Annotated in this window: 17 protein-coding genes; 9 read left to right on the forward strand and 8 right to left on the reverse strand. The window is 33.2% G+C overall.

What is annotated here, in order from left to right:
- Positions 1-212: 212 nt before the first annotated feature.
- Entirely contained in the window at positions 213-614 is a 402-nt protein-coding gene (locus V5E38_RS06040; RefSeq protein WP_499212542.1) for a VOC family protein, read from the reverse strand.
- A gap of 246 nt (positions 615-860) precedes the next feature.
- Here V5E38_RS06040 and V5E38_RS06045 point away from each other — a divergent pair, with 246 nt between their 5' ends.
- Positions 861-1,313, forward strand: a complete 453-nt coding sequence (locus tag V5E38_RS06045) for an NUDIX hydrolase (RefSeq protein ID WP_499212543.1) — start codon at positions 861-863, stop codon at positions 1,311-1,313.
- A 165-nt stretch (positions 1,314-1,478) separates the two neighbouring features.
- Here the strand turns inward: V5E38_RS06045 and V5E38_RS06050 are convergent, their stop codons facing one another.
- From V5E38_RS06050 to V5E38_RS06060, 3 genes are all read right to left on the reverse strand, one after another.
- A complete protein-coding gene (locus V5E38_RS06050; protein ID WP_097978684.1) occupies positions 1,479-1,604 on the reverse strand; it encodes a GapA-binding peptide SR1P in 126 nt (41 codons plus the stop codon).
- A 317-nt stretch (positions 1,605-1,921) separates the two neighbouring features.
- Positions 1,922-2,815 carry a glycoside hydrolase family 5 protein gene (locus V5E38_RS06055; RefSeq protein WP_499212544.1) on the reverse strand — a complete coding sequence of 298 codons (894 nt, stop codon included), beginning with the start codon at positions 2,813-2,815 and terminating at the stop codon, positions 1,922-1,924.
- Positions 2,799-2,963 carry a hypothetical protein gene (locus V5E38_RS06060; RefSeq protein ID WP_499212545.1) on the reverse strand — a complete coding sequence of 55 codons (165 nt, stop codon included), beginning with the start codon at positions 2,961-2,963 and terminating at the stop codon, positions 2,799-2,801. Before V5E38_RS06060 ends, V5E38_RS06055 begins: the two co-directional genes overlap by 17 nt.
- A 118-nt stretch (positions 2,964-3,081) precedes the next feature.
- On the opposite strand from V5E38_RS06060, the gene V5E38_RS06065 reads away from it, so the two are divergent.
- Together V5E38_RS06065 and V5E38_RS06070 are read left to right on the forward strand one after the other, a co-directional pair.
- Positions 3,082-3,480 carry a hypothetical protein gene (locus tag V5E38_RS06065; RefSeq protein ID WP_499212546.1) on the forward strand — a complete coding sequence of 133 codons (399 nt, stop codon included), beginning with the start codon at positions 3,082-3,084 and terminating at the stop codon, positions 3,478-3,480.
- 160 nt (positions 3,481-3,640) lie between these two features.
- Complete coding sequence (locus V5E38_RS06070) at positions 3,641-4,261, forward strand: hypothetical protein (RefSeq protein ID WP_499212547.1); 621 nt, start codon at positions 3,641-3,643, stop codon at positions 4,259-4,261.
- Between the two features lie 149 nt (positions 4,262-4,410).
- On the opposite strand, the gene V5E38_RS06075 is transcribed toward V5E38_RS06070, so the two are convergent.
- Positions 4,411-5,607 (reverse strand): Rossmann-fold NAD(P)-binding domain-containing protein, encoded by a 1,197-nt coding sequence (locus tag V5E38_RS06075; RefSeq protein ID WP_499212548.1) that lies wholly within the window; start codon positions 5,605-5,607, stop codon positions 4,411-4,413.
- Between the two features lie 175 nt (positions 5,608-5,782).
- On the opposite strand from V5E38_RS06075, the gene V5E38_RS06080 reads away from it, so the two are divergent.
- Positions 5,783-5,863: a cold-shock protein gene (locus V5E38_RS06080; RefSeq protein WP_499213519.1), complete on the forward strand. Its 81-nt coding sequence runs from the start codon at positions 5,783-5,785 to the stop codon at positions 5,861-5,863.
- A gap of 165 nt (positions 5,864-6,028) precedes the next feature.
- Here V5E38_RS06080 and V5E38_RS06085 read toward each other — a convergent pair whose 3' ends face one another.
- On the reverse strand, positions 6,029-7,768 hold the full coding sequence (locus V5E38_RS06085) for a GMC family oxidoreductase (RefSeq protein WP_499212549.1): 1,740 nt from the start codon (positions 7,766-7,768) through the stop codon (positions 6,029-6,031).
- A gap of 479 nt (positions 7,769-8,247) precedes the next feature.
- On the opposite strand from V5E38_RS06085, the gene V5E38_RS06090 reads away from it, so the two are divergent.
- The 4 genes from V5E38_RS06090 to V5E38_RS06105 all read left to right on the forward strand — a co-directional run bounded on the left by V5E38_RS06090 (position 8,248) and on the right by V5E38_RS06105 (position 11,957).
- Positions 8,248-9,264 carry a Vgb family protein gene (locus tag V5E38_RS06090; RefSeq protein WP_499212550.1) on the forward strand — a complete coding sequence of 339 codons (1,017 nt, stop codon included), beginning with the start codon at positions 8,248-8,250 and terminating at the stop codon, positions 9,262-9,264.
- 513 nt (positions 9,265-9,777) lie between these two features.
- Positions 9,778-10,572: a GerAB/ArcD/ProY family transporter gene (locus V5E38_RS06095; RefSeq protein WP_499212551.1), complete on the forward strand. Its 795-nt coding sequence runs from the start codon at positions 9,778-9,780 to the stop codon at positions 10,570-10,572.
- 352 nt (positions 10,573-10,924) lie between these two features.
- Positions 10,925-11,323 carry an RDD family protein gene (locus V5E38_RS06100; RefSeq protein ID WP_499212552.1) on the forward strand — a complete coding sequence of 133 codons (399 nt, stop codon included), beginning with the start codon at positions 10,925-10,927 and terminating at the stop codon, positions 11,321-11,323.
- Between the two features lie 166 nt (positions 11,324-11,489).
- Positions 11,490-11,957: a UPF0158 family protein gene (locus V5E38_RS06105; protein WP_499212553.1), complete on the forward strand. Its 468-nt coding sequence runs from the start codon at positions 11,490-11,492 to the stop codon at positions 11,955-11,957.
- Between the two features lie 120 nt (positions 11,958-12,077).
- Here V5E38_RS06105 and V5E38_RS06110 read toward each other — a convergent pair whose 3' ends face one another.
- On the reverse strand, positions 12,078-12,599 hold the full coding sequence (locus tag V5E38_RS06110) for a hypothetical protein (protein ID WP_499212554.1): 522 nt from the start codon (positions 12,597-12,599) through the stop codon (positions 12,078-12,080).
- Between the two features lie 206 nt (positions 12,600-12,805).
- Between V5E38_RS06110 and V5E38_RS06115 the strand changes: the two genes are divergently transcribed.
- Positions 12,806-13,843 (forward strand): M42 family metallopeptidase, encoded by a 1,038-nt coding sequence (locus tag V5E38_RS06115; protein WP_499212555.1) that lies wholly within the window; start codon positions 12,806-12,808, stop codon positions 13,841-13,843.
- A gap of 390 nt (positions 13,844-14,233) precedes the next feature.
- On the opposite strand, the gene V5E38_RS06120 is transcribed toward V5E38_RS06115, so the two are convergent.
- On the reverse strand, positions 14,234-15,130 hold the full coding sequence (locus V5E38_RS06120) for a L,D-transpeptidase family protein (protein WP_499212556.1): 897 nt from the start codon (positions 15,128-15,130) through the stop codon (positions 14,234-14,236).
- Positions 15,131-15,325: the final 195 nt, after the last annotated feature.

Raw genomic sequence — 15,325 nt, forward strand, 5'->3', positions numbered from 1 at the left:
TCAGTTTAACAACCACGGAGGTAATTTTACACTCCAGTGGTTGTTTTATTAAGCAGATAATTGAAATGTTTTTCATATGAATAAAGCCTTGCTTAAACATAAAAGTCTGTTTGCTTGTTAAGTGAAATTGTTATTTATTGTAAAAAAAATGTATAAATACAAGATCTCTATTAGACCTTGGGAAGGAGCTTTTATCTATAGTTATTCATTACTTAGAGTTTTGACATTTTTTTACCATCTTTATAGTCAAGGCAAGAAACTTCAATCAATAAATTATTAAACGTTGTAAAATAAAAGCCATAACTATTACCTCTCATGGTATAAGGTTCCTTGTCTATTTGGATACCCCCAGCTATTAAACGGTCATACTGTTGATCGACTTCACTTGCCGATTCCACTAAAAAGCCTACATGAAAAGCTTCAGGGTATTTAATTTCCATTTGCCTCTTAAATGCCTTTGGATCACTTAACACGAGAATAAATCCATGCTCATCACTTAACACTACAAGAGCTTTTCCTTTTTGTTCTAGAAATTTAAAATCAAAAAATGTTTCAAAGAATTGCCTAGCTTCTGATAAATCATCAACACATAAATTTAAATGATTCAACCTCATTCACTTTTCTCCTTTAACAAAGATAGTTTGATCTAAATCTTCTCTAATTGTTTAAAATTAAAACAACTAGAGTATATATATGTCATTAAATTGGTAAAATATTCCTTTTGTTAATTCTACTTTTTTGGTTATAGGTTAAGATTTACAGCTAGTTTTTTTGAAGTAAATGTCAGATAAGTGGAATAAAATGGAATTGTTTGATAAAGTTGAATTAAACATAATCATCGTATATTGGGGAGAAAATCAATGGGATATATTATGGATCTAAGAAAAGTTGTAGGTAGTAGACCGATCTTAATGACAGGTGCAAATGTTATTCTACTAGATTCACAAAAGAGAGTATTATTACAATTAAGAAAAGATAATAAGACTTGGGGATTACCTGGTGGATCATTAGAGTTGGGAGAAAATTTGGAAGAAGTGGCTAAAAGAGAATTGAAGGAAGAAACAGGTCTAACAGCATTAAACCTTGAGTTTTTTAACATTTTTTCTGGAAAAGAATTTTATTATAAATATCCTCATGGAGATGAGGTATATAATGTCATTGCGACTTATATTTGTACTGAATATACAGGGCAATTTGAGCCAGAAGAAAGCGAAGTGCTCGAGATAAGCTTTTTTAGTTTTGATGAACTTCCATCAGAAATAAATCCACCCGAACTTCCTATTTTAAATTTGTTTAAGGATTCTAACTATTGAACTTAGAATGTGGAATTAAGACCATATAAAGATAAAAAAGGATCTGTTTTGTTAGATCCTTTTTTCATTTTTAATAATATATTAATTGATATTTTGTTAAACCTTTAAAAATTAAGTATTTTTTTAATAAGGCCTAAATTACAATATTAGCTTTTTTGTTCTAGGTTATTTTACAGTTGAAGTTGCTGCTTCGTTTTTGCAGTTTTCGCAAGTTGAATAGATTTTCACAACTTTTTTATACTCCGCGTACTCAATAGTTTCTTCGCATTCTTTACAGATTAAAATTTGCATTAGAAACACCTCCTAAACCCACTATAACACGTTCGAATCACGATTTCTCCAGGGACTTTACCCACCCTGTGGACGTGAATTGTCCCGGTTGAAAAAACGTTGAAATAGCAAGGTTTTCAAGCGGAAATGGACTTGGAAAAATTTTTTCTCGGTTTAAAAAAAAACGAAAATTAGAACCTTGTGATAATGTTTCTGGTATCAATTTCGTCCATGAGAAACTAATAACAATTTTTATTTTATTGATTATCTAAAAAAAGACATTTTAATTGAAATGACCTCCCGACTAATGTCAAGAGCTCATCTTCATTCAAGCGATTTTAGTGAATAGGCAAACCCCAGGATTCTTGCAATTTTTCAAGACCAGATTGATTTGTTACCTTAAGATTGATTTGTTTGTTGGTGACTTTTTTCTCCATCAAACTATAAGAATCCCCATCTCTCAAGCCTGGCCAATAAACACTTCCCGCACCAATCGTATTAATTTTTTTGCTCATTGCACGAACATAGTTTATATCATTTTTACTCTTTTTTACCGAATAATCCAAGCCGCTTTTCATTGGTGCTCCCCACTCGGTAATGATGGCACGATCGGAGTATTTTCCAATTTCAGTTGTTAAAATATTTGACCATCCAGTTTCTGTGAGTGAATTAATATGTACATATCCTGCATAAAACGCATAGCAGTGAACGGCAAGCATTGTTCCTTCAAGTCGTTTGTCATCCCCTAAAGGATTTATATAAAGAGCGGCCAAACCAATTCCATCAAGAATGACATTTTTCTTGGGAACATTGAAACTTGTTAGCCAATCATTATAAAGATTACGTAAATCTTTTGTATTATAGCCATAAGGCTCATTAACGGGTTCAAAATAGCAGTTGGGGTTGTTTCCATATTTTTTGATAACAGTTCTCCACATACTAAAATATTTTTCGAGATCTTCAGGTTTTCCATTTTTCGGAGGCCAATAGCAAAAAATCACTTTGCCTCTCTCTAATGCAGCATCAATAGCCCCTGTATAAGTACTCCAATAATTTGCGACTGTCGCTTCATTAATGGGTAGCCTGACTGTGTTAGCACCAGTTTTATCGAACATCTGCCCGATGATTTGTCGGCCAACTTCTTTGGCAGAATCGTATGTATCATTTTTGGTCAGTCCACTTACATAAATGACGCCATCAACAAAATTGTCGCGCTCATCCGCCCAATTCACACCCCTTATTCCAGCTGACAAGCGGTGAAGTAGGTTTTTTAACGTTAATTTTAATAAGATTTAAAAATGCAAAAGAAGAGGCAAAAAGTAAATTAATGGATCCTAAAATGGATACTACTATAAAAGTTACTCTTTTTACTATTTTCATAATTTACCCCTCAACTAATTAATCTTTTGTAAAATTTATGGCAGGAGAGTTGAATAAAGAATGTTATAATTTAAAATGTAAATGTTAAAAAGTTCCAATTTAAAATTAGGGGGTAAGAATGAAAAAAATCTTAGTTATAATAGCGATTTTAATAACGGGGATCGTAGGGATAAAAGTTTATTTTCTTTTTCAAAGTGGCTTTGATATTAAAATAAAAAATCAAACAAATAAAAATGTAACGGGGATATATTTGACCTATGTTCATTTTAAAACCGATATAAAGATACCTACAATTGCTTCACATAAGGACTATAAACTAAATATAAATCCCTCTAAGGATGTTGGAGAGAGTACAATGGAGCTTCAGTATAAAGACAATAAAGGTAAATTACATACAGAATCAGTTATTGGGTATTTTGAAGGTGGTTATTCAGGAAATATATTAATTACGATCAAATCTGTTGATGAAGATGGAAAACTTAAAATGAAAATTAAGGAAGATATTTCATTATATTAAATTATTTTTCTTATTAAAATCTCCTTGTTTGTTCAACAAGTTTCATAGAATATTGCAGTAAATGGCAGTTAAGTTGCATAAGAATACGTTTGAATGCTTATCAAAGCATAAACATTTTTATTTAAAGTTAGATTTATATGTTTTTTTCGGAGGAATATTAATGCAAATATTATCTAGAGTTTCGATTCCAAATTATTTTACAAAGAGGTTTTTTGTTCTTTATAGCATTCCTTTTTTATTAAGCGTTCTCTTGATATTTCTAACAGATCCTTTAAAGGTTGTTGATTTGTTCTATCAAACTTTATTTTTATCAATTTTCTACGTTGGCATACCTATAGGAATTGTATTTTTACCTTATTATGGATATTTTTATTTACTTCAGAAATATTTTAAAGTGACTTATGTAGTATCAGTAACTGCCTTAATTACAACAATAATCGCACTAATTTTAGTGTTTATAGTCATTCAAATTACATATAAATCATATGAAACTCGAACCTACTTTACAAAAGAAACGACAAGTCAGTTGTCAAAAAAGTCTATTGAATTATTTGAAATAGAAACAGGTGTTAAAGGAAAAGTAAAAAAAGTTAAAAAGGTTAGTAGATATAACGATGCCGATAATGGGAACTTTACACTAATTCGAAAAAGATATTATGATATTGAAGTTGTCACGAAAAATCAATCAGATTTACAAAAAATTCCCAGGTACTATAAATATATTAGTGTTGATGGTAAATGGATTTTAAAAAAGAAAAATGAAAAATGGTTCTTAAATTAGGGAATGTGTTATTGTGAAATTTGATTATTTAAATAAGGGGTACTTCAGAAAAATTTTGATAGAAATTAAACGTAGCAACGCTCAGAACATACTCTGAGCGTTGTTTGTTTTAATTATACAAGTCTTATGTTTTAAATCCATAAAGTAGTTTAATAATCTTTCAGTTCAATTTCATTGGCAGCTTTCGCGATCATTTTCGTAATCATTTTAAACATTCCATTCATTAAGATGGGAAAACGTAACATTGCATTGCGTAATAAAATTTTGAAGTTTGATTTCTCAATCATTCCTCCAGCAGTTAAAAGCCCTATTTTTTGATTTTTTTCAACAAAATTTCTCATTTCTTTTTCATAGGAAATAAAGGCCTTGTTGTAATCACCGTTAGCAGTTTTCAGCTCTCCTGCAAGGACATATGCTCCGACAATGGCTAGGCTAGTGCCTTGACCTGAAAGGGGTGAGGGACAATAAGCCGCATCACCTACTAAAGCAATTCGACCATCTGACCAGGTGGGCATGTGAATTTGACAAATTTCATCAAAATAAAAATTCGAAGCATTAATCAATTTTTTGAGCAAGTTGGGTGTTTCCCAGCCCTTAAGTTCTTCAAAAGCATTTTTAATAAGAATTTTTTGTTCTTCCGTATTATAACGATCGTATTTAAGAGGCTCGGATTGGAACACTAACATGCCCTTTGCTTCCTTTTTATCATTTGCGCTATACATTCCTACTGTTTTACCCGGGACGGTATAAAGCATTTGAGAGTGGTCGAGGTTAAGATAATTCTCGAATTCAAAAATTGAGATATAACAACCGAGAGTACGTTTAAACTGATCTTCATCACCAAATTTCAACGTTCGCACGTTTGAATGGATTCCATCAGCCCCTATTATTAGATCGAATGTATCTGGTTTCCCATTAGTATATTGAACTTCTACCCCTGAAATTGATTCATGTATAGAGGTAATTGAATCGCCCCAAATATATGTAACTTTATCCTTGGTTAAATGGTACAAAATGTTACCAAGGTTCTCACGCATAATTTCAATATCCATTCCTTGCTGATTGCCTATACTTGCTTCACTAATTTTACCTTTAATTTTACCTTGATCATTCACGAAGTAAACTCCAGTCATATGGGTATCTAATGACCGAACTTGATCAAGAATACCCATTCGTTCGAGCACAGAAATTGCTGCACCACGGATATCAACAGAATATCCCCCTGGGCGTAAAGCGGGAGCCCGTTCTACTACAGTCACCTCGAAACCATAACGATGAAGCCAGTAAGCAAGTGCTGGCCCTGCAATGCTCGCTCCGGAAATAAGAACACGCATTGGTTGCTCCATAATTAGTTAATCACTCCTAATCTAAAAAAATTTAACAACATAACTTCAATATATTCCCAGTTTTTTTACTTATGAACGGTCGTGAACGATCAACAATGTTTAAGGGATGTAAGACTGTATATACAGTAGAAGGAAATATATAATGAAATAAGTTTTAAAAATAGAATATGGTTTAATGCAGAATGGTCAAGCAGTTACGTTTGAAATTGAACAAGGACAACGCGGACCACAAGCAACTAATTTTAAAAAGGCTTAGCCTGAGTAAAAAGAGTCAGATTCTATTAAATAGAATCTGACCTTATTTATCTCTTATAAATAAAAAAACCCTATTCAGAAGAATAAGGGTATCTTTGTAAAGAAAATAGTTTAAAATAGTATATTTCAAATAGAATGAAGAAACAAAAAAATAATTAATATCTTCCTAAGAAAGTTTATCTTCAAAATTTTCATATTCCGCATCACTAACCACATATGGGGAAGGATCCTCACGAATAAATCGTACGGCATTTAATCCTATCATTTGGGCTGGAATTGAAGGATTACCGTCCGGTAAAATCGGAGCAATAGAAAGGTCAGCTACTTTCAGATTTTTTGTTCCAAAGACATTGAGGTATTCATTCACAACCCCATTCTCGATTGTATTCGCCATTTTACATTGTCCTCCGAAGTGAGTAAACAGGGAATACGAAGCTCTGACATAACCGGCCAATTTAGCTCGCTTTTCATTCTCATCTGGAATTTGGAACACGCTTTCATCAGGAAAAACTACTTGATAGATTCCTCCAGGATCGAGTTGGCGTGCTCTAGTAATCATGTTATACATCGTAATATATTGTTCCACCATGAAATTTAGGTCATCTGGATTTGCCAATGGATTTAAGTCAATGGTTGGAAATGCTCCAGGGTCGCTATGGGAAACCATGATCGTGCCTCGGCTTCTTGGATTTACATCTACAATTGCGATACTCATTATATTACTAGGATTTGCCGGGTTAAAATCCCAACCATTTATGGCAACTTCCTGGCTAGGTACAAAGAACGGTAGTGGAAGACCTAATAATTGAAGGCGTCGCCCACCTAAAGGGTTATTAATTTTTTTAAACGCTCCAAATGCCCCAGGATAATTAGGATCAGCACTTAAAACCTGATTAAGTCTTCCTGTTTCCACTCTAATCCCCATCCCGACAGAATAGTGTGTTTGAAAGTTGTATCCGACATTCGGGCTTTCTATTAAGGTTGATATGCCAGCTTTAGCTAAATCTTCAGACTTGCCAATCCCTGAACGTTGAAGTATGACAGAGGAAAATTGGCCTGCAGAGACTATAATCCCTTTCCGTGCGAACTTTATTTGTGAAACACCGTTTTTAATAAATTCAACACCAACAGCTACATGTAACTCTTTTTTCCTTTGAAATAGAATTTTGTTCACTGTCGTTTTAGCTAAAATGATTAATTTTCTCTTGCCAATCCCAAATTCATCAGATTGGAATTCATTTCCTTGAGTGACAATTTGGTCGTTCAAATACCCGGTTGCTGTTGAAGAGCGAACCAATCTTCCATTTTCCACTTTTTGTAGAAATTGGCCTTTAAGGGTTATGACATCTCTTATCCCTGTATTGTAATCCTCCTTAATTGGGATATTAAAGACTTCTGAAGAAGCTTTTGCTAGGGTTTGGATTAATCCTTGATTAGGAATGTTTTGTTGTCTAATAAAAATAGGACCGTTACGCCCACGTTCTTGAGGTCTTTGTGTCATTCCTGTATAGTTTTCATTTTTAATAAATAACGAGCGAATACTATCGTAATTCCATACGTTATTGCCAACTAATTTTGCCCAAGTATCATAAAGTTCACGACTGCCACGTACGGCCAACATTTGATTATGTTCAGAACTTCCACCAATAGCACGACCACTAGATGTTATTAACTGACGACCAATCGTTTGCTCAAGTTTAGTTGCAACATGAAATGAGTGACTATTATCACTAGCATTAAAAATGGAGACTAAAAGATTGGGACTGCTTAATTCCTCAGTCATGTTTGTTCCCGCTTCAAGGACAAGTACGGAAGTTTTTGTGTCATCTGTTAATTTTTTAGCAATTACCCCTCCGGCAGTTCCAGCGCCAATTACGATATAGTCAAAAATATTGTTTTTTGACATGCTATCATTCCTTTCAATATAAGATATAAATCAATCAATTCTACTATTATTACACTGATATTTTATTCTCTTATTTCAGATTGGATTGTTTGCTTGTCCACTCTATAAACTTATTTTCTTTTAGAAAGATCTTAAGAGATAGATTTGTTTAATTTCCTATAATCGTATTTAGAAAACTAGATTATAGATTTGCATACATTTTCGGCAAAAATAGAGTGAATCTAAATCAACTTACTGCCAGTAAAGTTCAAAAAGATCTTAGGTTTCCGACTTTATAGCATTGAAGGAAGCATCTCACACCTTCCACAACCCATTCACGAAGAAAGGAGCAAAGGAAAAGTAAGTTAACTGTTAATTGTGTTTTATTATCAGTAGATTTATCACTTACCAAAATTTTCCAAAAGAATATATTAAATCTAGATTAAAAATTATTATTTTAATCTAATAAAATATTAATAGAAGGGAGTTTTTTATCTAGAATGAAATTACGAAATGACTTTCTCTACATTGGTGATGGCTCCGATAACACGGTGAAGACTTTCGATGCAAAAACGGGGAGGTTCCTTGGCAGTTTTGTTGCTTCAAACTGCAACTGTTTGTTCGGTCCTCGGGGACTGATTTTCGATCATAGGGGTAATCTTCTAGTTACGAACCAAAACGTCGGACAACCTCAGAATGGTGACGTGTTGAAGTTCAATGGACAAACCGGGGCATTTCTGGGCGAACTAGTCCATTCAGCTGACCCAAACTCTCCGTTTGCGCCGCGCGGTATCGTCCTCTCCAAGCACAATGTTCTATATGTGGCCGACATTGGTGACGTAGAAGGAGAAGTACGGATGTATAATGGCACCACTGGGACGTTTATAGGCAAACTCGACCACTCCGGATTCAGTCCTTTCCACCCCCGCGGTTTGGTCTTCGGTCCGGACGGCTTACTGTATGTCTCTGCCTTTGACTTTTTAGATGGAAAAAAAGGCTGGGTGCTGCGCTTTGATACGAAGACAAATAAATTTCTTGACGTGTTCATTAGTGACGACGACATAAAAGATCTTCATCGACCGGAAGGCTTGGTTTTCGGTCCGGACGGCAATCTTTATATCACCAGTTTCCGTAAAGATGTCAATGACACAGACAAGATATTGATTGTCAACCGTCGTACACGCAAACTCCTTGACAAGATTGACCTTTATACTGTCGGACAACCGCGCGCCTTTGCACAGGCACTTCTATTCGGACCCGACGGAAAACTTTTTGTACCAATTACAGGACCGGGTCCAATTACGGGCGAGCCTTTGGGACCTGACACAGGATCAGTGCGGCGATATAACGTCCATCATCACCTTAAGACATTCGATGAGTTCGTGCTACCTGCCTTAGTAGGAGGACCATTAGGGGAGCCGTGGTATCTTACGTTTGGCAAAACGAATCCAGCTACATTGGCTTATGGATGCGATCATGATGATGATGATGATGATTGTGAATCAGAAGAGGATTAGGGAAGCCGCCTTCACCTAATCAGTTACAGCGATATTGTCTCGTAAAAGTGTCAACTAGAAATATCTAGTTGACCTTATTAATATGGCAGTACACGATTTGGCGCTTTAATTTATTTTATATTCTGGACAGAAATGAGGTTGACCAACTGACTAACTATGGAGGGAATTTCAGTCGACTTCGAGAAGGGAAGAGGGTAAATGATCCATTCAATCTATCTAAATTTAAATGCTTTCTACCTTTGTGTAGATGTTTTGTAAAATTTTCTTTAAAAAAACAATTTGATTTAATCTATTAGTTTAAATTAGTAACTTAGTAACTTTTGAATTCCTCAGTTCCTCAATGTTTTAAATTTTAACAAAACTGAAAAGTAGAAAAATACTATACAGCCAATCAGTAGTTGAAATAATGCTTGGGTAAGTTGGATCCAAAAATAGGTAAATTAAATAAAGGATTTAGATGAGAATAAAAGTATGTTTTAACAAGTTTAATTCTTCATTATATCGAGGGAAATCATGAACCGAAAAACTAGTATTAGTGGTTATCAATATTTTTGTATGATTTTTCTGTTTGAAATAGGGTCTACTTCATTAGTTGGAATTACACCTGGAGTTAAACAAGACGCTTGGATTAGTTTAATTATTAGTATATTTATAGGTTGTATGGTATTTTTTGTACAGATAAAATTATTTGAGATTTTTCCAGAATACCCATTAACCAAATACGTGCAATTTATTTTAGGTAAGTATGCTGGAAAAATACTAGCTATGATTTATATCATTTTTTTTATCTATATTGCAGGGAGAATTTTACGGGATTTAGAAGACTTGTTGACTATGACTTTGTTCACAGCTTCATCATTAATATCAATCGGTATATTAATGTTGCTTGTAGTGATTTATGGACTATTCAAAGGGATTGAAACATTTGCCAGAACAATAGAATTTCTATTTTTATTTTTAATTATGTTTATTTTACTAATTTTTGGCTTCGAGTTTATTTCAAATGTGTATCAGATAAATAACTTAAGACCGGTTTTAGAAAATGGTTGGGAACCAGTAATAAAGGCTATATTTCCATTGGGAATTATGTTCCCTTTCGGAGAAATTATTACATTCACAATGATCTTGCCGCACCTTCATAAAAAAGAAACTGCATTTAAAGTGAGTATGCCTGCAATGTTTTTTTTAGGTTTAGTGTTATGTGGAGGCTTCATAAAATTATCTATTTATGCTTTCTGTGCTGTCTCAGGAGCAGCCGATATTTTTAATGTGAAAAATATATTCAATCTGTCTAATCATATTAATTAGCTCGTTATTGATGGCTTCAAACCATATTGAACATCGTGATGAAGGTTTTGGAAAGATTACTTACTATTTACATTTACCACTACATATCATTATCCCATTAACATTGCTCTTAACTATTTGGATTCAAAAGAAAATTAGAGAAAAAAATGAAAACAGCACTTCATAACGAAAAGGTGCTGTTTCCATTTTTTAAATTCATCAAATTGTCAGTTAAGCATAAGGACTAATTAAATTTCAATGAAAAAAAGGCAAATTACCCCAAGTTACAGAATATGACTAGATAGGTATAATTATTTTAATGATTGAAACCGTTTTCATGGAAAACTAGTTACTTTTTAGGGGGGAGTCAATATTGGAATTTAAATATGCAGGATTTTGGATAAGATTATGCGCACATATCATTGATTATTGTATTATTATTTTATTATGTTTCATTCTAAGTCCGTTGCTTCTTAAATTCTTTACTAACACAAATATTAGATACAACCTACTCATTGATCTTATCGGTATTATTTACTTAATGCTTTTGCCAGCTACAAAATTGCAAGGGACAATCGGAAAGGTCACAGTTGGCATTAAAGTAATCAATAAAGATGGAAGTAAGTTATCCGTATTTGAGGCAATTAGCCGTTGGGTAGCTCAAGTTGTTTCCAGTTTCATTTTATTTATTGGTTATCTAATGATTGCTTTTTCAAATAGGAAAATAGCCTTACATGATAAATTAGCCAATACTTATGTAGTGTATAAATAATGTAAATTGATCAACTGATGTCATCTAATTGGAGCCTTTTAAAGCTCTAATTTCTTTTAGTGATTTGTTAAGCAGGAAAGTACATTCATTTATAGAACTATCAAGTATAATTATCGGTGTAACTCAACTGACTTACCTAATATAAAAAATAAGAAGGTGATTCTTTATGTCAAATAAAGCAAAGTTAAAAGATATTATTGAAGAAATGGAAATGCAAATGGAAGGTTATCGTTCATTTATTAAGATTAGAACTGGTGAAGTTTTTTCGATTTCCGAAGATGATCTTATTGATGCTGAAGATGAAAAACCTATCGATGATTTACATGATTGGCAGATAGAAAATTTAGAAATCGCAAATGAAATTGTGGAAAATTTTGAGGACTATAAAGAATTACCTTCAAAATATGAAATTGATGAATATAAAATGATTAAAGACTTTTGTTTAACAGTGAAAGATGAGAAAATACAAAACATATTACTTATAACAATCGAGGGAAAAGGCGCATTTAGAAGATTTAAAGATTCAGTTATAGAGTTAAATATTGAAATGGATTGGTATAGTTATCGTGACAGACGGTATAAAGACTTAGCGATCGCATGGTGTCAAGATAATGATATCGAGTACATAGATTAGAAATAAAAAAATAAGGGTTGAGCGATTCGTGGTGTTTGACTAACAGGCAGCTTAATCTGAACCGAAATGAATCCCTTCAGATTTCGCTGAAGGGATTTTTACCGTTTTCTATGTAATTAGTTATATTATTAGAGCCAATCTCCTAAAAATAATTAAAGTAATTTCAACCCATAACCAGCAATAAAGGAAAGAAAATAATAAAATAATTAGAACAGTATTGATTGAAAATGAATCAGAAAATCCTGGCCCTAAGACTGGAAAGTGGAATAGAAATAATAGACTCATAATGCCTAACATTAAAAGTGACGCTCCAGTCGCAATAATCGAAAATCTATTTTTAAAAAAGTGAAAACCCAAGCCTAAGCCAAGTCCCATTAATCCTGTTGTAAAAGGAAATACAATCAGTTCAGTTGGTTGTAAGATGAATAACAACATGATTGTTAGAAAATAGGACTTTATTCCATCCGTAATGAAAAATATGGAACATAATAGAATAGGTGCAGTGGCGAGTGGACTTAAAAATAATCCTATACCTGGTAATAGACCACCTGCAGCTTGAAAGAGTGCAGCAATACAAGCAAAAATAGAAGCTAAAATAAATTTCTTGGTTTTATTTTGTTTAGTAAATTTTAGTTGAAACAATCGGATCTCCTCAGTGATCGGTTTGAAAAAAAACACATTTTCACCTCATTTAAACTACGATATACATATATATATGAGAATAATCCAATAGCAATACGCCAAACATGATATGGTTGGATGATGAATTATTGATAACAAACACAAATAAATGTATGATAAGTACGTTGAGAATTGCATGAAAATTTCAAAATCGAAGGGGAAAAGCTATGAATATTAAAATAGACAAAGAATATGTGCTACAAACCGCTAAACAATTACTAGAGTTTAATAGCCCAAGTGGTTTTTGCTTTGAAATTATGGAGTTAATTCAGTCTTGGACAAATAGTTTAGGATATGATTTTGAAACGACTAATAAAGGTTGTGGCGTGATCACAATTCCTGGTAAAAGCAATGAGCAAGTCATCGGATTATCGGCTCATGTTGATACATTAGGGGCAATGGTTCGATCAATTACAAGTAAAGGTACTTTAAAATTTACAATTATTGGTGGACCAATTGTACCTACTCTTGATAGTGAATATTGTCAAATTAGAACGCGTGCAGGCAAAATATATACAGGTACATTCTTATCTACAAGTCCATCAATTCACGTATTCGAAGATAGTAAAACAAAAAAACGTGACCCAGAAAACATGGAATTACGTATTGATGAATGTGTAAAGTCAAAAGAAGATGTATTAAATCTTGGAATAAGCCCTGGAGATTTTATTTTCTTCGATCCAAAAACAACAATTACTGAAAGCGGATTTATCAAATCAAGATTTATTGATGATAAAGCAAGTGTGGCATGTTTAATTGGCTTACTTGAATTATTTAAAAGGGAAAAAATTGTACCTACATATACGACAAAATTATTTATTTCAACGTATGAAGAGGTTGGACATGGCTCTTCTTATATCCCATCTGATATTACTGAATTAATTTCAGTTGACATGGGTTGTATTGGAGATGATTTAAGCTGTACTGAATACGATGTTTCGATTTGTGCAAAAGACTCTGGTGGACCATATGATTACAATATGACGACTGATTTAGTCAACTTAGCAAAAGAAAATGAACTTAGCTATGCAGTAGATATTTATCCAATGTACGGTTCTGATACAGTTGCTGCTTTACGCGGAGGACAAGATATTCGCGGCGCGTTAATTGGACCAGGTGTTCATGCTTCTCATGGTATGGAAAGAACTCATTACAGTGCGATGGAAAATACGATGGAATTATTGTACTTATATTTAACAAAGTAGTAAAGAAAAAGGGGCAGTCCACAGGACGCCCTTTTTTTGGTAATGAAATTCTAGTATGAAGTATTTCAAAAGGTGATTTTTATTTGGAGTTGATAAAATAGCCCATTGTGATAGAAAATTAGCATATTTGCTAGTTTTCCATTAGAAAGAAGCTGCTATTGTACAAGTTTTAGGACAAAAGACCTCAACTTGTATGGGTAATTTTTAAGTTTATTTGCCATTCTTTGGGATTTAATTGCAGTTTTGCTAAAATTTATTTGCGGTTCTCAAAATTAAATTGCAGTTTTGTCAATTTTAATTGCGGAAATCAGATTTTAATTGCAGTCCATCTTATTTTCATTAAAAACAAGGGTTCCATTAAAGCTAGGCTTTTGGACACCCTCAAATAGATTAATAATTTAATTTTTGAACTCCATTTAATCGACTATCGAATCGGTCCTCGCCATTCGTTTTTACATTTTTCTTTAATGTAAATGTATAAAAATATGCCGACACTAACTCACGGTTATTTTCTTGAAGTTTGTCTAATAATAATTTTTTTGTACCAGCACCAACAACTCCATCACTAGTTAAGCCATTATCTAGTTGAAATGCTCTTACTGCTTGATCAGTGCCTTTAGCAAAATAGCCATCGACCCCGTTTGTAGAGTAACCTAATTTAGTTAATGTATCCTGTAGCCATTCAACCTCTGAGCCTACACTTCCAAGTTGTAAACTAGTAGGAATATCGGTAGGTTTTGTTACAACAACACTGCCAGAATCATCATCAAACAAATGATTTGCAACTGCGATGTCTTCAAATGACATGTTTGATGAAGTGATTAAAACAGTCGTATTTTTCTGTACACGATCAAATAACCATTCTACTTCTTCATCATACATTCGTACACATCCGTGACTAGCATAAGTTCCAATCGAACTTGGATTATTATTCCCGTGTATTGCATAGGTTGTACCCCATGTCCCTCTAGCATTTAAACCTAACCACCTATTCCCAAGCGGGTTCCTCGGATCGCCACCAGGAATATTCTCTTTATAATAAGGGCGATTAACAATTTTGACGACGATTTTAAACTTGCCTTCAGGAGTTAGGTCCTGACTCTTACCAGTTGCAACTTTAAAAACTTTTACCAATTTACCATTCTCATAAAAAGCTAATCTATTAATCGATTTGTTAATAATGATAAATTGCGAAACAGGTTTTGTTTCTTCGGCGTATGTCTGAACAAAAGAAGTGCTCAAAAATAAAAGTAGTACTATGAAAAAAATAAAACAGCGCTTTAACAAATTTTTCCCCCCAACAATATATAGAAAATACATAGCTTTATATAGTATGAAAGGATTGCTTGTCCTATCTAATAAAAATAGTAAAAAAATAGTTTTATTTTAATAAGTCAAAGTCTGATATTGGGTTAAAGGTATAATACCTGTTAAGTATTATTAATAAAGAAAAATGTAAATGTTTGCATTAATGAACAATCT

Source organism: Rossellomorea sp. GAMAL-10_SWC, assembly GCF_049568075.1.
GTDB lineage: Bacteria > Bacillota > Bacilli > Bacillales > Bacillaceae_G > Gottfriedia.